The organism is Lactiplantibacillus pingfangensis (genome assembly GCF_005404945.1).
Taxonomy (GTDB): Bacteria; Bacillota; Bacilli; order Lactobacillales; family Lactobacillaceae; genus Lactiplantibacillus; species Lactiplantibacillus pingfangensis.
Genome location: NZ_BJDG01000009.1, coordinates 31,961 through 53,956 on the forward strand (window position 1 = coordinate 31,961; position 21,996 = coordinate 53,956).

General features: G+C 45.4%; 19 protein-coding genes and 1 pseudogene. 15 read left to right on the top strand and 5 right to left on the bottom strand.

Going from position 1 to position 21,996, the window contains the following annotated elements; all coding sequences use genetic code 11:
- The first annotated feature begins 19 nt into the window (after positions 1–19).
- Positions 20–1,615, top strand: a complete 1,596-nt coding sequence (locus FFM74_RS05670) for an HIRAN domain-containing protein (protein WP_137625668.1) — start codon at positions 20–22, stop codon at positions 1,613–1,615.
- 66 nt (positions 1,616–1,681) lie between these two features.
- Here FFM74_RS05670 and FFM74_RS05675 read toward each other — a convergent pair whose 3' ends face one another.
- On the bottom strand, positions 1,682–2,146 hold the full coding sequence (locus tag FFM74_RS05675) for an NUDIX hydrolase (RefSeq protein WP_137625669.1): 465 nt from the start codon (positions 2,144–2,146) through the stop codon (positions 1,682–1,684).
- Between the two features lie 229 nt (positions 2,147–2,375).
- Here FFM74_RS05675 and FFM74_RS05680 point away from each other — a divergent pair, with 229 nt between their 5' ends.
- From FFM74_RS05680 to FFM74_RS05695, 4 genes are all read left to right on the top strand, one after another.
- Positions 2,376–3,737, top strand: a complete 1,362-nt coding sequence (locus FFM74_RS05680) for an amino acid permease (protein ID WP_137625670.1) — start codon at positions 2,376–2,378, stop codon at positions 3,735–3,737.
- 93 nt (positions 3,738–3,830) lie between these two features.
- The gene (locus tag FFM74_RS05685; protein WP_137625671.1) at positions 3,831–4,496 is read left to right on the top strand and encodes a hypothetical protein; all 666 of its coding nucleotides are present in this window, start codon (positions 3,831–3,833) and stop codon (positions 4,494–4,496) included.
- Positions 4,497–4,525: 29 nt separating this feature from the next.
- A complete protein-coding gene (locus FFM74_RS05690; RefSeq protein ID WP_137625672.1) occupies positions 4,526–5,317 on the top strand; it encodes an alpha/beta fold hydrolase in 792 nt (263 codons plus the stop codon).
- 102 nt (positions 5,318–5,419) lie between these two features.
- Positions 5,420–6,214, top strand: a complete 795-nt coding sequence (locus tag FFM74_RS05695; protein ID WP_137625673.1) for an alpha/beta hydrolase — start codon at positions 5,420–5,422, stop codon at positions 6,212–6,214.
- Positions 6,215–6,371: 157 nt separating this feature from the next.
- On the opposite strand, the gene FFM74_RS05700 is transcribed toward FFM74_RS05695, so the two are convergent.
- Positions 6,372–9,110 carry a cation-transporting P-type ATPase gene (locus FFM74_RS05700; protein WP_137625674.1) on the bottom strand — a complete coding sequence of 913 codons (2,739 nt, stop codon included), beginning with the start codon at positions 9,108–9,110 and terminating at the stop codon, positions 6,372–6,374.
- 294 nt (positions 9,111–9,404) lie between these two features.
- On the opposite strand from FFM74_RS05700, the gene FFM74_RS05705 reads away from it, so the two are divergent.
- A complete protein-coding gene (locus FFM74_RS05705) occupies positions 9,405–9,890 on the top strand; it encodes a GNAT family N-acetyltransferase (RefSeq protein ID WP_171000660.1) in 486 nt (161 codons plus the stop codon).
- Positions 9,891–9,954: 64 nt separating this feature from the next.
- Here the strand turns inward: FFM74_RS05705 and FFM74_RS05710 are convergent, their stop codons facing one another.
- Together FFM74_RS05710 and FFM74_RS05715 are read right to left on the bottom strand one after the other, a co-directional pair.
- Positions 9,955–10,149 carry a PspC domain-containing protein gene (locus tag FFM74_RS05710; protein WP_137625676.1) on the bottom strand — a complete coding sequence of 65 codons (195 nt, stop codon included), beginning with the start codon at positions 10,147–10,149 and terminating at the stop codon, positions 9,955–9,957.
- A gap of 72 nt (positions 10,150–10,221) precedes the next feature.
- Positions 10,222–10,818 carry an NADPH-dependent FMN reductase gene (locus tag FFM74_RS05715; RefSeq protein WP_137625677.1) on the bottom strand — a complete coding sequence of 199 codons (597 nt, stop codon included), beginning with the start codon at positions 10,816–10,818 and terminating at the stop codon, positions 10,222–10,224.
- A gap of 115 nt (positions 10,819–10,933) precedes the next feature.
- On the opposite strand from FFM74_RS05715, the gene FFM74_RS05720 reads away from it, so the two are divergent.
- Positions 10,934–11,407: a helix-turn-helix domain-containing protein gene (locus FFM74_RS05720; RefSeq protein ID WP_137625678.1), complete on the top strand. Its 474-nt coding sequence runs from the start codon at positions 10,934–10,936 to the stop codon at positions 11,405–11,407.
- A gap of 153 nt (positions 11,408–11,560) precedes the next feature.
- Entirely contained in the window at positions 11,561–11,983 is a 423-nt protein-coding gene (locus FFM74_RS05725; RefSeq protein ID WP_137625679.1) for an Hsp20/alpha crystallin family protein, read from the top strand.
- A gap of 101 nt (positions 11,984–12,084) precedes the next feature.
- On the opposite strand, the gene FFM74_RS05730 is transcribed toward FFM74_RS05725, so the two are convergent.
- The gene (locus tag FFM74_RS05730) at positions 12,085–14,346 is read right to left on the bottom strand and encodes an SH3 domain-containing protein (RefSeq protein WP_137625680.1); all 2,262 of its coding nucleotides are present in this window, start codon (positions 14,344–14,346) and stop codon (positions 12,085–12,087) included.
- A gap of 313 nt (positions 14,347–14,659) precedes the next feature.
- Here FFM74_RS05730 and FFM74_RS05735 point away from each other — a divergent pair, with 313 nt between their 5' ends.
- The 7 genes and pseudogenes from FFM74_RS05735 (at position 14,660) to FFM74_RS05765 (ending at position 21,984) form a co-directional block, all read left to right on the top strand.
- Complete coding sequence (locus tag FFM74_RS05735) at positions 14,660–16,132, top strand: glycoside hydrolase family 1 protein (RefSeq protein ID WP_137625681.1); 1,473 nt, start codon at positions 14,660–14,662, stop codon at positions 16,130–16,132.
- Positions 16,133–16,353: 221 nt separating this feature from the next.
- Positions 16,354–17,583 carry an MFS transporter gene (locus FFM74_RS05740; protein ID WP_137625682.1) on the top strand — a complete coding sequence of 410 codons (1,230 nt, stop codon included), beginning with the start codon at positions 16,354–16,356 and terminating at the stop codon, positions 17,581–17,583.
- 79 nt (positions 17,584–17,662) lie between these two features.
- Positions 17,663–17,962, top strand: coding sequence for an ArsR/SmtB family transcription factor (locus tag FFM74_RS05745; protein WP_171000661.1), 300 nt, complete (start codon positions 17,663–17,665; stop codon positions 17,960–17,962).
- A 58-nt stretch (positions 17,963–18,020) separates the two neighbouring features.
- On the top strand, positions 18,021–19,205 hold the full coding sequence (locus FFM74_RS05750; protein WP_137625684.1) for a CynX/NimT family MFS transporter: 1,185 nt from the start codon (positions 18,021–18,023) through the stop codon (positions 19,203–19,205).
- Positions 19,206–19,219: 14 nt separating this feature from the next.
- A pseudogene (locus tag FFM74_RS05755) lies at positions 19,220–20,201 on the top strand (alcohol dehydrogenase catalytic domain-containing protein).
- A 311-nt stretch (positions 20,202–20,512) separates the two neighbouring features.
- Positions 20,513–21,385, top strand: coding sequence for an aldo/keto reductase (locus tag FFM74_RS05760; protein WP_137625685.1), 873 nt, complete (start codon positions 20,513–20,515; stop codon positions 21,383–21,385).
- Between the two features lie 143 nt (positions 21,386–21,528).
- Positions 21,529–21,984, top strand: coding sequence for a nucleoside 2-deoxyribosyltransferase (locus FFM74_RS05765; protein WP_137625686.1), 456 nt, complete (start codon positions 21,529–21,531; stop codon positions 21,982–21,984).
- The last annotated feature ends 12 nt before the right edge of the window (positions 21,985–21,996 follow it).

Below are 21,996 nucleotides of genomic sequence, written 5' to 3' on the forward strand. Positions count from 1 at the left end.
AATCAGGAGGTGAGGTTGGATGGAACTTCAAAATGGCATGCAGGTATTGTTGTCAACTGGAGAGCAATATGAACTTTTGGCGGTCATTGATCATGGACAGCACTGTTTGGCGAAGCAGTTAAAGGAAACGGCAGTTGTCGAAATTATTGAAACTAGCAAAATTATTCAGATAACTGAACAGTCTTCGGCAAGTGCGACTGAAACCGGTGACCAAGAACTAGCATCAGTTGCCGTTGTGGGGGAACATTATGTCGTCGGTATCGAACAAGCGTTGGCGACGTTAACTGTCGGTATGACCGTTTTGCTACAACGGGAGGCAAATAACCAGTACGATGAGCAAGCGATTTCTGTGTGGACTTTAGGCCATGCCCGGCTTGGATACATTTCTCGTCATCAGAATAGCCCGTATGCGCAGTTGCTTGATCAAGGGGCCTATTTGTATGGTAAAGTTGCTCAGCTTGACTTAACGGCTCAAAAGTTAAAAATTACGTTGTTTCGGGTGACCGGCATCGCGGATAACCCTGCATTGCGAATACAGCAGCAACTGGCGCAACTGCCAGTTGCCGGTCCAGCGGCCTTACCAAAACAGTTATTAATGACGCCGCTAGGAACGTTGATTGTGAAGTGCAACGGCAGTCCAATTGCCTATCAACTGACGCCTTTAACGCCTTGGCTGACTCCAGATGACCGACTGACGGTGACCCGGCGCTATTTGGTAACGCCTGATTGGTCAGTGGTGTCAGATCAAAGTTTGGTGAGCTGTGAATTAAGCACTGAAACGACGGTTATCGAGACTTGGCAAAGTGCGACCGAACAAGCCGTTGTTATGGCAAATAGCGATAGTTTTTATGTAGTCGGTCTGAGTGCCAAGACGTATATCGCTGCTAATGATAATTTTATAACGGATGCTACCGTTCCACGGGCTTTTTACCGGGTTGATCGGGTTGCGGCACATCAGACTGCGGGATTTATTGTCAGTTGGGTGTCATTTGGGGCGTTGCAGGTCAAAAAAATCATGCAACACGCGCTAAATTATCCTAATACGCCAGTCTGGTCACCTTATACACCGCAACCGGCAGTGCAAACGCAAGTCAGTTTGACGCGGACAGAGCTTGCGGCCTTGATGGTGTCACCACGGCCAAATATTCAAGGTGGTCAGGAGCTAGCGCCTAGTGTGAGCGAGTTAACGTTAGCTAAAATACGCGCAGTTTTAGGCGACCAGGCCTATCACGCATTGGCGAATTATCAGGAGCGCGTCCAATTAGTTGCCGGCAGTTTGGATAATGTTGATCCCGACCTGTTGCAGGCACTGATTCATGCGACAATCTATCATGAAATCAGTACCTTGCGCTATTTCTCACCCGATCGTGGGATGGTCAGTTTGCCGATTTATCCCTGTCAATTATTTAGTGCAACGTTAGGTGAAGATGATGACCAAGAAATCGGTTGGCTAGCTTTTTACAATTTTGAGTCCTTTGAGTTAGAACAAGCCCCCTTAACGGCCATTTCGAGTGTGGCAATTATTGAGAACCCAGAGCATCCGCAACAAGCACTGGCACCGGAAGAACTGGATTGGTTATCACTATTTTTGACCAGTTGGAATGATGTGGACTAATTAGTCAAAATAAAAAGCATGCCGCAAAAGGGTGTTAGCTGCCTTTTGCGACATGTTTCGGTTTAGCTATTCGGAGCGGTTTTTCAGAAACGCTTTGGCTGCAACTAACGTGTCTGCGGTTTGTTGGTTGAGTAATGGTGGTAACTGATCGAAGTCAAAATATGCGAGCTTCAAGGTTTCATCAGTGGCGGTTTGTAACGGTTGGCCACCAACAGCTTCGACTAAGAATAGTTCAGTAATTGTTTGCACAACGTCGCCATTTGGATAGATGGTTTCACCTTGGTCAAAGATACCAATCGGTGCAATGACTTTAACGTCGATACCGCTATCTTCCTTATATTCACGCACACAGGCGGTTGCATACGATTCACCGTATTCCAAATAACCGCCGGGAAGGCTCCAGTTATGCGTATCTGTTCTGAGATTTAACAACACTTGTTGTTGATCGTTAACTAAAATACCTGCTGCTGTATTTAAAATTAACGGTTTGTGACCGACTAATGCGCGTAATTCTTTGATATAGTTTGCCATGACTGCCAACCTCACTTTAAGTTGTTTTCTATAGTATACCGGTTACAACTCGAAAATAATATGTTAACGAACTTCTACATAGTCGCTGAAATCAGTGTTAGCTCACGCTATCAGCCCAGTTTATTAGGAAATTATCATTTGCGCCACAGCGAAATTTTAGCTAAGATGGAAGTTAACACTTGTGACGGATTGCAAGTTGTTGCTTGAATTAATGAAAAGAGAGAAAGTTATGCAGAGAAAATTAAGTACGGGCCAAATGCAGATGATTGCATTAGGTGGCACGATCGGTGTTGGTCTCTTCATGGGATCTAGCTCGACCATCAAGTGGACCGGACCGTCAGTTTTAATTGCGTACGTTGTTTCAGGGGCATTTTTGTACCTGATTATGCGGGCGTTAGGCGAAATGCTGTACGTGGACCCCAATACCGGTTCGTTCGCCAAGTTTGCGTCCGAATACATACATCCTGTTTTTGGCTATTTAACGGCCTGGAGCAATATTTTCCAATTTGTCGTCGTTGGGATGAGTGAAATGATTGCACTGGGCGGTTATTGTCGCTACTGGTGGCCGAATTTACCGGACTGGATTCCGGGGCTGATTGCGATTGTCTTCTTAGCGGTGGCAAACCTGATCTCCGTAAAAATGTTTGGGACGCTGGAGACCTGGTTTTCACTGATCAAGGTCGTGACGATTGTGTTGATGATTATTGCCGGATTAGGCTTGATTCTCTTTGGCTTCGGGAATCATGGTCAACCGATTGGAATCAGTAACTTGTGGTCACACGGCGGGTTCTTCACTGGTGGCATCAAGGGGTTTGTCTTCGCGCTATCAATCGTTTTAGCTTCTTATCAGGGGATCGAACTGATTGGGGTGACGGCTGGTGAGGCTGAAAATCCACAGAGTACCTTAGTTAAAGCGATTCGATCAACGGTCGCGCGAATTCTGATTTTTTATGTCGGTGCGATCTTCGTGATCGTCAGCATCTACCCTTGGGATCAGTTGAGTCAAATCGGCTCACCATTCGTGCAGACTTTCGCTAAAATTGGGATAACGGCGGCAGCGTCGATTATTAATTTTGTGGTCATTACGGCGTCATTATCTGGGACTAATTCCGGGATTTATAGTGCTAGTCGGATGACGTACACTTTAGCCGAAAATGAGCAATTGCCACATCGGATGACGTTGTTGAATCGGCATGGCGTGCCATTTTATGCGGTAATTTCGATTTCAGCTGGGATTTTGATCGGCGTGGTTTTAAACGTGATTTTGCCGCTATTCTTTAAAGATGCGAGTGAAATTTTTGTGATGGTCTATAGTTCTAGTGTGTTACCTGGGATGGTGCCATGGGTCGTGATTTTGATTAGTCAAATCGAATTTCGTAAACAAAATGCGGATAAGATGGTCGATCACCCCTTTAAAATGCCATTATCACCATATTCAAATTACTTAACATTGGCCTTTTTGGCGTTAACGTTAGTCTTCATGTTTATCAATCCGGAAACGCGCTATTCAATTCTTGTTGGGGTCGTTTTCCTTGTGATTATGACAATCATTTATTTCCACAAATATGGGCGGCCTAAAGCTGAACATTAATGTAAGCACTCATCAGTAAAATGATGAGTGTTTTTTCTTTCGCTAAAATGGGTGTTAGAATGAGTTATTACGTTTAAATCGGAGGCAACGTCGATGGTCAAACAAGGACATTATGCTAAATCAAGTCGTCGGCAACGGGTTCGGCGACTCAAACAACGTCATCAAGTTCAGGCTGATCGGGTTATTGCACCCAATGCCGTGACGGAGTTTCTGTTGGTCCGCTATCATCTAACTCGTGGCAAGCAGCAACGGCCAGTCGTTCGCAAAACGATGCAGCACTTTTTGACCCAGTGGCTCTCGCTAGCGGTCGGGTCTGAAACTACTACTTTGTCGTTAACGACAACGACGGTCAAAACCTTGCAACAATTTAATCTGCAGTTGCCATGGCAAGGCTACGCGATTATTGATCAGAATTGGGTTGATTTTCAGGCCTTTTTAATTAAGGAAGTCCCAGCGGTGCCGTTACAGGATCGGTTGCGTTTAAGCGAGCCATTTACGCTGGCAAGTTGGCAAGCCATGTTGAGTCAGCAACTCGCCATCAATGCTTTATTAGGATTATCTGGAAGTGAACAACAGCTAGCGCAACTAAAAAAGGCACAGATTGAAGCCTTACAGGCGAGTATTCAAGGGTCAAACGGGATTGATTGGGTCAAAGTAGCCAGCTTACTGGGGCCACTTAAAAGTCCCAGTATCGTGACTAGTGAAGTTCAAACTTGGTTGACGCAACTAAAAAAGTTAACGACAGCTGATTTTGACTAATTGGTCAACCAAAAAAGGGGGGCGATGACATGCGGTTCATGACTTCGGATCGCGTCACATTAGTTTATTCTGACCATGGTAGTGGTCAAGCCATCATTTTATTAGCTGGATTTGGCGTGCCAAAGGAAATTTGGCAGGCCCAGGTTCCAGCACTCGTTGGGGCTGGTTATCGGGTCATCAGCCTCGATGGCCGCAGTCATGGTCAATCGGAACGTACCCTAAAAGGCCAGTCTTTGTGGCGACGGGCAACGGATGTGCATGAATTGGTGACGCATCTTGGAATTAAAAAGCCAATTTTAGTTGGCCATTCTTTAGGCGCCGGTACTTGTTTTGCCTATATTGCGCAATTTGGTGAGCAAAGCATCACGGCGATGGTTGATGTTGATCAGCCACCGCAAGTGTTGAATACGAGGCATTGGCACTATGGCATGAAGCCAATTCGGTGGGCAAAGTGGCGTGATTATTTAGCTCGGCCGTGGGGGGCTGCTCGTTTCAAAGCCGTTGATCAGACGACTTCAGCATTAGTCACTGCGACAGAGTCGGAACGGCCCTTTCAACAATGGGCGATGGCGCCGTTGTTATTGGATCATTTGCGTCATAATTGGCGACCAGTCTTGGCCGGGTTGCACTGCCCATGCTTAATCATTGCTGGTGCAGCGTCCCCCTTATTCAAACCCCAGTTTGCGGAAGTAACCGCGCAGATGACTGCTCAGGGAACGGCGGTGGTGATCCCGGCAGCAGGACATTTGGTGATGGCCGAGCAATCGGCCGCTTTTAATCATGTCTTATTGTCGTTTCTAGCGCACATTAGACAAGTTTGAGACTTGTTTTTAGTTGTATTTGTTAACTAAATATGACATAATTTATTCGAATATATTATAACGATTAGTTAGGGATAAGTGCGATAGAAATGGGGGCAGCTTATGTCAATTCATAGTAATAATTTTTACTCAAATACGTTACGACGATCAGTAACGGTACAAGTGATCTTGCCAGAACCAGTGAACCCTGCTGGTGAAGTTGAGGCACAATATCGTAGTGGCCGGCAATTATTACCAGTCATTTGGTTATTGCATGGCTTGGGGGGCGATGCGACGACTTGGATCCGGCAAACGGCCATTGAAACTTTAGCGACGCAATATCGTGTGGCCGTGGTGATGCCACAAACGGAACGCGGCTTTTATAACGATGTGCCTGAAGGACCAAAGTACTGGACCTTCATGACCGAAGAACTGCCAGAACGGATGCGCTTTATTTTCCCACTAAGTTCCGACCGCTCACAAAATTTTGTTGTCGGTAATTCAATGGGAGGCTATGGGGCATTACGCTGGGCGCTGTCAATGCCAGAGCAATTTGCTGCTGTCGCTGCTTTGTCTCCCGTGACAGATTTAAGCCGTTTTCGGATTGATCAGGCCGCGATCATGCCAGACTTTGATGGCGTTTTTGACAAGCAACATTTGCTGGATTCACCAGTAAGCTTGGACTATTTGTTAGATCGACTATCGACCGAGCACACGGACTTACGCGTCTTAATGACAACCGGAAGTGAGGATATGTTACGGGAGATGGATTGGACCTTTAAGCCACGATTAGCGGCGAAGTTTGGTGAGCAATTCATGTGGCACGAATTACCGGGAAGGCATGATTGGCCACTATGGAATCAGCAATTACCGATGGTGATGCATTGGTTGATGCGGGGCACATTTAAAGCAATTTGAATTTATAGCTAGCGCGCACGATTTTGATAGTTCGTAGTCATATCAATAAGGTTATCTTGAATAGTAGTCATCTCAAAAAAGGTTAAGCTTGAACAAGCAAAAAAATACACGTCGAAACCCAAAACAAGGTTCCGACGTGTATTTTATAAGCGATTTTTTAATTCAATGCTTCATCCCGGTCAATAAATTTAAACCGGATAAACTTGCCAATTTCGGTCACAATCAGCACGATAATCCCGGCGATAATTGGAATTCCCCAACCATACCAGAAGTTGACGTTGGTTGTGTGGAAGATTGACTGCATGAATGGAAGATAGATGATTCCCAACTGCAAGACAATCAGAATGCCGATAATATAAAACGCCATCTTATTTTGGAAGAAGTACTTGGAAATCACTGGATGGTCATTTCGCAAGTTGAATAGGTAGAAAATCTTCCCGAAAATAATGATGTTTAGTGACATTGTACTCCCGACAACGTTTGGCAACCCAAGTGCCGTCAAATAGTTGTAGGCGAAAATCCCTAAACCAGAAATCAGCAACGAGACATAAACGATTTCAAATGAATCCAGCTTCGACAATAGTCCGGCCTTAACATTTCGAGGACCACGGGACATAATTCCAGCCTCAGGTGGTTCGAAAATGAACGCGAACTGGATCGTCAAGGCGGAAACCATATTAATCCAGAGCAACTGAGTTGGGTAGAGTGGCAGGTCGTGTCCCATCAAAATACTGATGATGACGACCAAGCCTTCTGCAAAACTAGTTGGTAGCAAGAAACGAATGGTTTTTCGAATATTATCAAAGACGTGGCGACCTTCACGGACAGCGGCGACGATATCGGCGAAGTCATCGTCAGCGAGAACCATATCAGCCGACTCCTTGGCCACTTCAGTCCCTTTAATCCCCATGGCAACACCGATGTCAGCTTGCTTTAAAGCAGGCGCATCGTTGACGCCATCACCAGTCATCGAAACCACGTGATCATTCGCTTGTTGAGCACGCACGATCCGTAACTTGTTTTCAGGTGTGGCACGGGCAAAGACGTTATAATCATCAATCTGAGCCTTCAACTGCTCATCGTCTAAAGCATCAATTTCAGGACCAGAAATGGCCTTAACGTGTGACGCCAAGTTTAATTTGTTCGCGATCGCCATCGCAGTATCTGGATGGTCACCGGTAATCATTTTGACCTCAACACCGGCTTTTCGAAGCTCGGCAATTGCGGTCGCAGCTTCTTCACGTGGTGGATCAATAATGCCGACCATTCCGGCAAGTTCTAAGCCACTAATGTTTTTAGCGTCAATTGACTCGACCTGATCATCAACGACTTGATAGGCGAGGGCTACCACTCGCAAGCCGTCCGAGGTTAAATCAGACATGGCATGTTCCCAGTAGTCTGACTGATTTGCCTGATTCGTCAAACGGAGCACGGTCGCCGGCGAACCTTTGACCATTAACAAACGTTGGCCATCTAAGTCTGCTAGGCGTGCTGAGAAACGAAAGGCTGAGTCAAACGGCAACGAATCAATTTCTGCCACCTCTGGATCGTGACCAGCCATTTTACGATAAAGGGTAGTTAAGGCCCCGTCGGTCGGTTCACCAGTTAATTCCCAGCGGTTATTTTCAAAATGAAGCTGTGCATCGGTTGTCTGACCGGCGATGTTCACGAGCCATTCCATACTTTTATCTTGGTGCCAGTCCATCGTCTTGCCGTTGAGTTTCAAGGCGCCATCAAAGTTAACACCACCATTATCATCGTAGCCCACACCAGTGACATCAAAGAAATGATGCGGGGTGACAACTTTAGTGACAGTCATTTCATTTTTCGTTAGCGTCCCGGTTTTATCGGTATTGACGATGTCCACCGCACCGAGGGTTTCCACGGCGGGTAAGGACTTCACAATGACGTTCTTCTTAGTCATTTGACGCGTTCCCATCGCTAAAACAACGGAGGTACTAGCTGGCAATCCTTCCGGCATTGAGCCGACGACCATCGTGATGACGGCAATCAACAGCGTTGGCAAACTGTAGGTGTCCATGACTAATCCGAGCAAGAATAACAGAATGGCGGCGACGACAATCGCAACTGATAAGCCAAATCCCAACGAATTTAAATTGCGCATTAATGGGGTTGCCTTATTCTTGACCTCGCCGACTGATTGCTGGATATGACCAATTTCTGTATCCTCGGCGGTCGCGATAACGATCCCGTAGCCTGAACCACTAGTTACAGCCGTAGAGGCGTAGACCATGTTCAGACGATCAGCTAGTGCTAACTTAGTTTCGGGCATGGGCTCCTCAATCTTTTCAACGGCATTCGTTTCACCGGTTAAGACAGATTCTTGCACGCTTAAATTATCCGCAGCAATTAACCGCATGTCTGCGGGTACTGCATCCCCAGCTTCCAAGTTGACTAAATCACCCACGACCAAATCGCGAGCGTCAACTTCGAGCTTTTTACCATCTCGAATAACGAAATTTTTTGAAATCAGCATTTCGCGAATCCGTTCCAAGGCGTTACCAGCTTGGCGTTCTTGCACATAGCCAATAATGGCGTTGGCAATAATCACTAAACCAATAACGATGGAATCGGAATACCGGTGCATGAAAAAGGTCATGACGGCGGCCGCGGCTAAAATATAAATAATGCTGTTATTGAACTGCTTGATGAACTGAATGAATCGCGAAACATGTTTCGTTTCGAGCTCATTCCGACCGTCTTGTTGTAAACGGTGCTCAGCTTCTGCCGTGGTTAACCCGTTTTTCGGGTCAGTTTGGTAAGTCTTGGCTAAAGTTGGTTCATCAAGCTGCCACAAATTAGGGTCATCCGGTGGCATTGCGTCTTGGTCGGCTGTCTCAGTCTGGACTGCCTGCTGGGTATTATCATCTTTCATTAAAAAAATCACTCCTGTTTACTAGTTTTGTTTAACGGTTTGGTTCGGTGAAGTCTCGACGTTTATTACGAATCAAGGAGGCCAATTTCGCCACATCCCTTCCAGTTTGTTAGTCTTGTTAATTATTATTATAAACGAATATTATTAGTATATGTTATAAAATTGTTTGACATTTTTATTACTGATTATTACTTTAGTTGCAATATCATATCAGATTTTTCGGAAAAAGTCGCTGTTAACGTTTGCGTGTGCGCTAATAAATGCGTAGAATGCTAGTGAATAGGAGGGCCAGTTTTGACTCAAATTAAAATACGGTATTCGATTGAAGCCGATTTGCCAGGCTTATTTGCCATTGATCAGCAGATTTGGAATACTAAAAATAGTCCGGGTCCGATTTTAGCCCGAACATTAACTGACTATGCAAATAATTATCCAGCCGGTAGTCAATTAGTTGTGGTTGTGGGAAATCAGGTCTTAGGAATGATCTCTTGGAATCCGCTACCCCCATTTTCATCAGCACGTTTTACTTGGGATATTGGGATTGGCGTGTCACCAATGGCACAACATCAAGGTGTTGGTCGACAACTGATGACCAGGCTAAAGACTGAAGCTAAGGCCCGTGGCATCCACCGGATTGAATTACGCGTCTTATCGACCAATTTAGTTGCGCGTCAATTTTATGCACAACAAGGTTTTCAAGTAGAAGGCGTTGGTCGAGATGCGTTCTACTTGGATGGGCAGTTTGTCGATGATTACAGTTTAGCCGTTTTACTCGATTGAAAAAGTGACGTTGCTTGGCTTTAAATTGGCCGAGTAACGTCACTTTTGTTTCACGTGAAACATTTTAGTCTTCAATGGGATCTTTCATAATTAACCAAAGAACGAGATAAGCAATAATCCCTGGAAACATTGGTGTGATGGCCAGCAGTACAAAGATTAAACGTGCTAAATTAGCATTCCAATCAAAATGTTCAGCAATGCCACCAATAACCCCCGCGATAACCCGATCGTGACCTGAACGATGAATATTAATTTTCATGATTTTTCCTCCTTAATTAGTCTTTTCTGCATTAAGTGTAGCGTTTTTGAACGTGGTAGTCTACCGAAATGACTAGGCTTTAAAAGGGTGATCCGTTAGTACTGTTGTATAGTAGTTGATTTCATTTAATGCGGCACTCAGCCCTTGACGATAGCGTGATGCTAACGGCGCGTTGGCAATCAATTGCCCATCCGGTTGCAGTGTGGCTTGAACGTTACCCACGGGTGTCGGCTTCGGTAGAACCACCATGCCAAGTCGTTGGAGAATTGGAACTAAAGCCGCGGCTCCAAATTGACCACCACGAAGATTGTCTGAATAAGAAATGAGCTTGGCAGGTTTGTGCTGAGCCTCAAAGGCTAGAAAATCCAAAGCATTTTTCAAAACGGCCGGTTCGGCGTGATTATATTCTGGTGTAAGAAAGATATAACCATCGGCGGCCGCGATGTCATCGAGCCATTGTTGTTGGTTTGCCGGTAAGTCACGTTGTGAATTAGCCATTGGTGGGAGGGGGTCATCGAAAAATGGCAAGTGATAATTGGTTAAGTCTAAAAAGGTAAATTGCGTTGTTGCGTGGGTGGTTTCAGCTGTCAGCTGTTTCAAGTAGTTAAATAGGCGGCGTCCTAAGGCATTTTTTCGGGTGCTTCCAAGAATGATAGCGATTGTTTTCATAAGATTAATTAACCTCGTTTCAAATATTGATTCGTGTGAATACAAAATGATATTATAGACGTGGATACGATTTAAATCAACTATTAATTCATGTGAATAAAAAAGGAGATGCCGAATGAGAACAACAGAGATCTCACAATTGATGACGGAATTAAACCGATTTATTGCCCAAGATGGGGTTGATGATCGTGAAAAAGAGTGGGCCTTACGTCAGCTTGATGATCCCCAATTACAGGCAAAAGTAAAGCAGCTGTCGACCACGGATATTAAAATCATTGCCCAATTGGCCCAGTCAGAAGCGTGTCATGCCAAAAGCTTGCCACGATTGACAGGACTGTCACAAGCGACGATTTCGCGTTGCTTGACCAAGCTGGCGAGGTTAGCGTTAGCGACCAAGTTTCGTGATTTGAAAAATAATAAAGAAATTTTAGTACGGCTAACCGACTCTGGGCAACAGGTGGCAGGGCTGCATCGACAGCTAGATGCAGAAATCGCTAAACGGGCGCAAGTCATTGCTGCCGATTATACCCCCGCCGAGTTAGCCCGCTTCGTTAGCCTGATGCATCGGATCAGTGAAATTAAGCTTTAAATTTGGCACTCGATTAATGGGAGTGCTAAATCCTTGCAAGTTGCGTCACAGCTGCTAGAATAGAACTTGAAGGTCAGGAAAGGTCAAAGAGATTTTGACACGGCCGGCCCGGTAATTTTAGCCAATTATTAATTTTGAAAGGGGATTGTGATTATGGCTAATGAAATGATGAATCGGAATGATTTCGGTATGTTGGATCCATTTGAACGGATGGCACAACGCTTTTGGGCACCTTTTAATGACGGTGAACAAGTGCTGAAGACTGATATTAGTGAAACGGACGATCAATATCAAGTTAAGGTTGATATTCCTGGCATCGATAAACAGGACGTTAAGTTAGCCTATCGCGATAATCGGTTGTCGATTAAAGTTCAGAAGCATTCTTTTGTGGATCATAGCGATCAGAAACAGGATATTGTGATGAACGAACGCCGTGAAGGCTTATTGCAACGTGATTATATGTTGCCAGATGTTGATCCTGAAAAAATTAAGGCCGTTCAAACTGATGGTGTCTTAACGATCACCTTACCAAAGTCCAAACAAGTGACGGACAGTGGTAAGATCGCAATTGACTAAGCAACCATGATAAACGCCGATAACTAAAAATCACCGATTAAGCTCGGAAAATTCCAAGCTTAATCGGTGATTTTTTGGTTGTTGCGGCAATGGTTAACGGATTAGCTAATCATCGCGACATAATGATAACTGCCGGAAGTTGATAAGTATTTCAGCCATTGATAGCCATTAGCGGAAATGATTCCGAGATAATGAACGGTTTCACCCGCATAGTAGGTCCCAACGATCGAAGCACTTAAACTGGCGCCGGTTCGAATATTCGTCGTTGTTTTGAAAGTGTAAGTTCCGGTTGCAGATGATGTTGAAGTCGTGCTCGATGAACTTGTCGTGGAACTTGAAGCTGAACCACTGATTTTGACGTAACGTTGGGCACCACTGGCAGCCAAATAGCGTAGCCAAGTTTCCCCGTTCACAGTGATTTTGGCGTTGTAGTTGACGGTACTACCTTGATAGTAAGTACCAACCGTTGAAGCCGAATCACTAGCTGATGATTTGATGGCAGTTGTGCCAGTAAACGTGTAGGTGCCAGAGGTTGCTGTCGTCGTTGAACTGGCACTGCTCGTTGACGTATTGGTCGTAGAACTAGTCGTTGTACCGCCACTAATTTTAACGTAATGTTGCGCGCCACTAGTTGATAAATAACGTAGCCAAGTTTGCCCATTGACGGTAATTTTGGCATTGTAATAAACTGTGTTGCCCTTATAGTAAGTGCCAACCGTTGAAGCTGAATCGCTGGCTGATGACTTGATTGCGGTCGTGCCACTAAATGTGTAAGCACCAGTTTCAGATTTAATTGTTTCACTAGAACTGCTAGTTGTTGTGGAACTTGAAGCTGTCCCGCTAATTTTAACGTAGCGTTGGGCACCACTAGCTGCTAAATAACGTAGCCAAGTTTCCCCATTGACTGAAATTTTGGCATTGTAACGAACCGTGCTGCCCTGGTAGTACGTGCCAACAGTTGAAGACGAGTCACTAGCAGCCGACTTGATTGCGGTGGTGCCAGTGAACGTATAAGTACCAGATGTCGTCGTTGTGGTTGAACCGGTCGAAGTTGAGCCAGTCGTGGTGGAACCCGTTGACGTTGACCCAGTCGACGTTGATCCGGTTGAAGTCGAACTTGAGCCAAAGGTGGCGGTACCCGCACTATCTTCGGTTAGCCCCGTATAATCAATACTGACATCTAAATCGCCGGTGTATGAAGCACCTGAGGGGAGTTTGGCGGTGGAAGCAAATTGCCAAGCACCACTAGTCGTATTCAACAGGTTGCTGCTTGAAGGCGAATAAGGGTACTGCGCCATCCAAACGCGCGAGCTACCAACGGTATTTGTGACCGCGGTGATATAGCTGTAATACTTGGAAGCGTAAACACCGTGGTTCGTATAACCAGCAGCGTTAAGCGTTGACCAGAAAGCGTTCAAATTGGCCTCAGCATTAACCGAGTCCGTCAGTGAGTCTTCCATATCAGCAAAGATCAGGACACTTTTGGAAACGTTGTTAGTTGTTAAAAAGCTGACCAAGTTAGCTGCTTCAGCATTCGCTTCAGTAGTCGTGCTAAAGGTCGCGTAGTGATAAAAGTCGACGTTCAAACCAGCCTGATTGGCCATTTTAGCTTCGCTGACGGCAGCTGGATTGGTGTAGGTCGTTCCTTCGGTTGCTTTAACAATGACAGTCTTAACGCCCAAAGATTTAAGGGTGTTGTAGTCCGATTGAGTCATCCCAGATTGATAAGAGGAAACGTCAACGGCATCTACCCGTGGCCGAGTCGTATCGCCGATGGTCCAAGTATCTGTCGTTGTCGTAGATTCGGCGACGGCTGCGACTGCGGCTGGTGTTGTCGTGGCGGCACTTGAAACAGTACTGGTAGCGGCACTTGAGTTGGTGCTAGTCACAGCGGCTGAACTGGCGGCGCTAGTCGCAGTTGATGTGGCACTGCTTGAACTGGCACTACTGCTTGCAACGGAACTGGCGCTGCTTTCCGTGCTAGTACTTGAACTTGTCGCTTCACTAGCACTGCTTTCAGTTGCGCTCGTGCTAGTTACGACACTTGAACTGCTGGTGGCGGCGCTAGTGCTATCAGAACTGGCGCTCGTTGCTTGGGTCGTGTCCGTCTCACTCACATCAGTACTTCTAACGTTACTGGCGGCGCTGACATATGTATTCACACTGCTTGAACTCGTGGCGCTGCTGACTGAGCTGCTTGAAGTTGTGACGGCATCGGCATGGACAGTTGGATTACTAATTAAGGTACCACCTAAAATTGAGAAAAATGATAAGCCGGTTACGAGCCAGAGCTTGCCAGATTTATAAAGTTTGAATCTTTCCGCTTCATCAAAGTGAAGGTTGTTTTTTGCGTTGAAATTCATGCTAAACTGCACATCCTTATCTATTCTTATAGGAACAGTTTAATTATAAAAGAATTAATAATATAATCAAGGTTTTGTGACAAAATAATTTATACTATAGACACTTTAGAGGCTTTCTTACTTGATAACTTATTTATTTTTAGTGGTTGCTGGGCGTCAAATCAACGATCTATAAAGTCGCCAAGTGGTGGTCGATTAAGCTAGAAGGTAGCAAACAATGTGTTGCAACCATTGCAAATAATCGGTATGATGTAAATGTAAGCGTATACATTTAAAAAGAGTAGTTTTTATCAAGTTAGAAAAGGTGATTGGAATGACAACAGCATTTCCCAAAGGATTTCTGTGGGGTGGCGCGACTGCCGCTAATCAAATCGAGGGTGCTTGGAACGTTGACGGCAAAGGCCCTAGCACCGCCGACATGGTAACAGGGGGAACATTTGAAACGCCACGGCATTATACCGCGACATTACAAGCAGACACATACTATCCATCGCATCAGGCCAGTGACTTCTACCATCATTGGCGCGAGGATTTAAAATTATTGCACGAAATGGGCTATAACACTTATCGGATGTCGATTGCCTGGACGCGGATTTTCCCAAATGGTGACGATGAAGAACCAAACCAAGCCGGATTGGATTTCTATCGTCAGATTTTTGAACAATGTCGCGATTATGGCATCGAACCAATTGTCACAATCTCTCATTATGAAACGCCTTATCATTTAACCCAAAAGTACCATGGCTGGTTGGATCGGCGGGTTATCGACTTTTATGTTAAATACTGCAAGACGATCTTCTTGGCCTATAAAGATCTCGTTCACTACTGGCTGACATTTAATGAAATTAATATTTTAATTATGATGGGCGGCTATGTTGGTGCGGGCTTACCGTTAAAAGACGGTGAATCAATGTTTGGCGGTGAAATGACGGATGCCACCCGTCAAGATTGCTTCCAGGCCTTACATCATCAATTTTTAGCGAGTGCGAAAGCTGTTCAACTGGCCCATCGGATTAATCCCGACAACTGGGTTGGCTGTATGATTGCGGGTAGTCTGAGTTACCCGTTAACGCCAGCACCGGCGGATGTCTTATTGAACCAACAAGAGATGGCGATGAACAACTGGTTCTGTGGGGATGTTCAAGTTCGCGGCGCTTATCCTTATTTTGCCAAGCACTACTTTGACGAACATCATATTCACTTGCAAACTGAACCCGAAGATACCGCAATTTTGAAAGCAGGTAAGGTTGATTTCTATTCCTTCAGCTACTATTCTTCTAATGCCCGAACTGCTGATCCTGCGAAGGCGGAATCAGCCGGCAATATGACGTTTGGTGCGAAGAATCCTTATTTGAAATACAGTGAGTGGGGCTGGAGCACCGATGCGACTGGCCTACGGGTTTATTTAAACGATGTCTACGGTCGCTATGGCGTACCGGTCATGGTTGTTGAAAATGGTCTCGGCGCCCGCGATGAGCTGACTGCAGAAGGGCAAATCAATGATGACTACCGTATTGCTTATTTGAAAGAACATATCGAAGCGATGCATGCCGCGATTGACGACGGGGTGGACCTGATTGGCTATACGCCCTGGGGTTGCATCGATCTGGTGTCGGCTGGAACTGGTCAAATGGAAAAACGTTATGGCTTCATCTACGTCAACCGCAATGATCAGCAGCAAGGCGACTTTAAACGGATTCCTAAAAAGAGTTTTTACTGGTACCGGCAAGTTATTGCATCGAATGGCGCAAATCTGAATCCAGATGTGTTGCAAAAATTGATTTAAAGTTGTTGAGGAGATGTGATTGGCCACTGGCTAGTCACGTCTTTTTTTGAAATTAACTGGCAACGATCTGAGATATTTCCCGGGAAATATGAGCTGAAAATTTACAGCAGTCGTCCCGATTGTTAAATTAAGGGACTACTAAGCCGCGAAAATGTGATAAGCTGTTGACATGCCAACTACTTACTGAAAATTAGTTGGACTTTAATTTGGAGATGACTTTCGTGGACGACGCAGAACGTGAGCGCGGACCGTGGCATCGTAATTTAATCGTTTTATGGTTTTGTACGTTCGTTGCCGGGATGGCTTTTAGTGAAATCATGCCATTTTTATCATTATTTGTGAGCCAACTAGGTAATTTTAGCAAGCAACAAGTGACCTTCTACAGTGGCTTAGCATATGCGGCGGATTACGCGATTGCGGCTATTTCTGCGCCATTGTGGGGAATTGTTGCGGATAAAAAGGGCCGTAAGATTATGTTACTTCGGGCCTCATTAGGTATGGCGGTTGCCATGGGTCTGATGGGCTTTGTCACTAGTGTGTGGCAATTAGTCGCCTTACGAGCGTTACAAGGGGTCTTTGCGGGCTTTATTTCGAATGCGCAGGCGTTAGTGGCCTCACAAACGCCGCGTAAATACAGCGGTCGTGCGCTGAGCACCTTGATTACTGGGGCCGTTAGCGGTCAACTTTTTGGCCCTGTAATTGGTGGTGTCTTGGCTCAGCTTTTCTCAATTCGGAATACTTTCTTTATTACGGCGGGACTATTGATGTTAGCTTTCTTATTAAGCTTAGTCTTTGTCCAAGAGCACTTTAAACCAGTTGAACATCATCGTCAGCCGGGTGAGAGCCGTAACCCATTATCAGCATTTAAAAATCCAACTTTGATTATTATGATGTTGTGTTCTACGATGATTGTGCAAATGGGGAATGCTTCAATTGCGCCAATTATTAGTTTGTATGTGAAGCAATTAATGCATAATGTCGGCCCAATCACGGTGGTGGCCGGCATCATTGCGGCACTGCCGGGTATTTCCAATATCATCGCTGCCCCACGATTAGGTAAATATGGTGATGAACATGGTTCGGGTCGCGTGTTGTTATTTGGCTATATCTTTGCAGTGGTGATGTACTTCCCACAAGGGTTAGTCTCCAGCGTGGTGGTCTTAGGATTTTTGAGATTTGCCATTGGGATTTCGGACGGGGCATTATTTCCAGAAATTCAAACAATGCTTACCAAGAACACCCCGGTTCATTTGACGTCTACGATCTTTAGTTACAACCAATCTTTCCAAGCAATCGGAAATATGGTTGGGGCGTTTGCTGGTGGTGTGATTGCGGGTATTTTCGACTACAATTCGGTGTTTATTTTAACCGCAATTGTCCTCTTGATTAACTTGGTGTTGATTCTATGGTTGGTGCCAGGCATTTGGAAAAACAATCGACGAACGGCTTAGTGAGAAAAATGGTTAGTCAAGTTAACGACTAGCCATTTTTATATTGACTTTTTTTCGGAAGATGTTTAGTGTTAGTTTCATGAATATCGAACAAGCAAATTCAGCCGCTGAAGATCAGCGACGTGTGGCAATATTTAAGGCATTAGCTGAGCAAAATCGGTTACGAATCATTCGGGTGCTTTATCAGACACATCGGGAAATGACTTGCAGCGAAGTGGGGGCACAATTGAACATTAGCAAGTCGACGGTGTCGTATCATTTTAAAGCATTACGGGTGGTTGGGTTAACCAATACGCGCCAAGTTGCCCAAACTAAATATTTATCGCTACAGCTAGCGACTTTTGATCGTTACTTACCAGGGTTCTTAGCAACCCTGTGATTTTAAGCTTCTTAGTTCGACATTAATCGAACTAATAAATAGGGGGAAGGATAGTTCAATGACGAAAACACATCAGCATAGTCGCTATCTTGCTTTAGGCATGGTGTTAGCGGCAACCAATATGCGATTACCAATTACGATGATGCCAGGCCTGATTAGCGCGATGCGGCACACACTGGGGTTACCGAGCTCAATGGCGGGACTGATTACGACGATACCACTATTAACATTCGCCATCATGTCGCCCGTTATTGCCCGTCTAGGTCATCGATTCGGGAATGAGTTGACGATTTATCTCATGTTGATCGTTCTGGCAGTTGGGAGTTATATCCGTGTCGTGCCATCAATCGCACTATTATTCGTGGGGACATTACTCGTCGGCATTGGGGTTGATGGTGGGAATGTCTTGATTCCAGCTATCATCAAAGATAATTTTCCGCAACGCATTGAACTTGCAACGAGTGGTTATACACTCTCAATGGTCTTTGTCGGGTCACTTGGGACCGGCTTATCGGGAATGATGGCGGCACATTGGTCGTTACCCATGACCTTAGCGATCTTATCAGTTATTGGGCTGATTAACTTAGTCCTGTGGTTACCTAATTTGAAATATAATCATCGCGCACCAGTTGCTACTGCGAACAAGGTACAAGCGGACGATCATCCGAGTGTCTGGCGGTTACCGTTAGCCTGGGTGGTGACGGCCTTCTTTGGCCTACAAGCATTAGTTTACTATTCGTTATTAACATGGCTGCCAACAATTTTTGTCGCCCATGGCTTTAGCGTAGTCGTTGCGGGTAATTTGGTGACGATTATGCAATTGAGCGGGTTACCGATGTCCTTTTTAGTGCCAGCAACTTCTGGCAAACGAAGTGGCGTGATCACGATGATTGCGGTAATTGGGGTGGGGTTCATCGCCGGTGCGGCTGGTATTTTATTGCCCGGGTTAAGTTTTGGCCTGGCTGTTGTGCTGTCTGTGTTACTAGGCTTAGGGTCTGGTGCCGCGTTTAGTTTAGCGGTGGTGTTCTTCACGCAAAAAACGACTAACGGGTTTGAAACAGCTGACTTGTCAGGGATGGCGCAATCGGCAGGCTATTTGTTAGCCGCTTTTGGGCCGGTGATTTTTGGCTGGCTCGGCAGTCATGTTGGGTGGAATTTAGTCATCTGGCTAGCGATGGGTTTTTCAGCGTTACTGGCCTTATGTGGTGGCGTCTTGCAACGGCATACATCAATTTATGATTAAGAGGTCTTTTACAAATGCAAGCAGCTTATATTACAAAAACGGGGTCTTACCAGCAAATTCAAGTTGGCAACTTACCAGATCCAGTGATTAAACCTAATGAAGTGCTGGTTAAAGTTCAAGCAGTTGCGGTGAATCACGTTGATACGTTTGTGCGTAGTGGTGCCTTTAAAACTGAGTTGACATTGCCAGCCGTGATCGGTCGTGATGCAGTGGGGACGGTACAAGCACTCGGTTCAGCCGTAACGGCGTTTGAAGCTGGTCAATTGGTCTGGACGAATAGTATGGGGTATGCAGGACGCAGGACGACCAGGAGTGACCAGTGCGTTAGCCGCGATTCCAGCTGACCGGCTATTTCCAGTACCGGTTGATGTTGCGCCACAACAATTGATTGCGGCAGTGCATTCAGCAGCGACCGCGGTGATTTTGATTAAGTCAGTTTTAAAGTTGCATGCTGGTGAGACGGTCGTGATTGAAGGTGCGGCGGGGCATGTGGGGACGAAGTTGGTTCAAGTGACCCATGCATTGGGGATTCAAGTCTTAGCGACTATGAATCGGCGCGATTTTGATCGGGTGGCGACTTTAGGCAGTCAGCAAAATTATGATTATCGTGGGGACTTTGCGGCAGCCATTGCGCAACAGTATCCGCAGGGGGTTGCTGGGATTATTGATACTTCTGGCAAAGTTGCGCTACAAACTAATTTAAATTTATTAGGCTTAGGTGGTCGCATTGGTCTAATCACGGAGCCAACGGGCAATCAGTTTACGTTTGATGTTCGCCAACTGTATATGCAACAGCAACAGATTCAAGGCTTTGTTATTAGTCATGCCAGTTTGGCCCAGTTACAGTCGGCTGGCACAATTGTCAATCAGCTAATGGGCCAAGGACGATTATTAGATGATGAGTATCAGGTTCTGCCATTTTCAAAGGCAGCCCAAGCCCATCATTGGGTAGAAACCGGACACACTAAAGCCAAATTAATTTTAATGCCAGATTAAACCAAACCGCCATTGACGCGACAAAGTTAATGGCGGTTTTTGAAACTTAGCCCTTGCCTTCGAGCTGGTGGAAGCCAGTAAACTAGCAACTATCTTAGATTTAAAGCGGAGGGAACAGTAATGGCAATTATCCAAGTTTTAGTCGTCGTGTTAGTCGCAGTCGGGTTATTAACCTTAGTCGGTGATCCAACCCGGTCTAAACAGCAAGCCAAAGTTAAAGCCAAGTCATGAACAAAATAATTGACCTCGACCTGACTCAAGGCGCTACACTAGGTTAGTAATGAAAATTCATTAATGATTGGAGCGATTTGATGACAACACTTAATGCGGCAAATGCGGGAACCTATGCATTTGACGAGACGTTTAAAATTAATCGGTTGGGTTATGGCACGATGCAACTTACAGGTCCTGGTACATGGGGACCTTACAGTGACCCTGAAAATGGGATCAAAGTGATCAAACAGGCTTTGGCCTATGGCATTAACTTTTTTGACACTGCGGACTCATATGGCCCTTGGTTTGCTGACCGCTATTTGGCAGCCGGCTTAAAGGGTGCCGCTAATCGGGATCAGATCTTTATTTCTGATAAGGTTGGTCAGACGCGTCAAGGTCCGAATGTTTGGACGCCACATGGTGAGCCTAACTATTTACGTCAGCAAGTTGAAGTCTCTATGATGACGCTTGGTTTGGATCATGAAGATTTAGTCTTCTTACATCGAATTGACAGCCATTTTTCAGTGGCTGAGCAAGTTGGCGAATTGAAAAAGCTACAAGATGAAGGTAAGATCAAACACATCGGGTTAAGTCAGGTCACGGTTGATCAAATCAAGGAAGCCCAAAAAGTGGCCAAAATTGATGCGATTGAAAATCTGTATAACGTTGCCGACCATCATGATGACGATGTGCTCGCTTATGCTGAATCACAACAGATGGCGTTCTTGCCATGGTTCCCACTTGCGACTGGAAAATTGGCCCAAGCCGGGAGTCCCTTAACGACAATGGCCCAAAAGTATGAAGTCAGTCCTGCTCAGATTGCATTAGCTTGGTTGTTGAAACGTTCCAAGGCAATTTTACCAATTCCAGGAACGAGTTCTGTTGACCATTTGGCAGACAATGTTGCCGCTGCGAATGTGGTTTTATCGGATGCTGATTTTAATGAATTGAGTCAATTAAGTACGAAATAAAATATTCGACGAGCTAAGTCTACTGGCTTGGCTCGCTTTTTTTTCGAATTTTCGCGTATAATTAGGTCTGATAGCAAGCCTTGCGCTTATCAGATGATAACGACTAGGATGAAAAGAGATTATATTGAGAGAGGTTAGCTAAAATGACACCACGAATTAAAAGCACTCGGCCCGCAATTTATTTGGCTGGACCATGGTTTACCGCTGGAGAACCAGAACGGCTGGCCAAAATTGAGCAGCTCATGAATGAGTTAGGCCTGACTTACTATAGCCCACGTTTAGATGGGATTGATTTAACACCGGATGCGACTGAAGCTGATCGGAATGCGGTTTTTGCAGATAATGTTGCTCATCTAAAACAAGCGCAGTTAGTTGTTGCCGTGATTGATGATTTTGACACAGGGACAATTTGGGAAACGGGTACCGCGTTTGGATTAGACATTCCAGTCGCCTATTATGCTGAAACCTTGGCTGACGGGACATTTAACGTGATGTTAGCCAAGTCTGGCAAAGCGACCATCCAGAATATGACTGATTTGAGAGCCTTTCTACAGGACCCCAGCTCGGATGCCTTTCAATATACGGGTGCCATTCGTTAAAGTTGAATGATT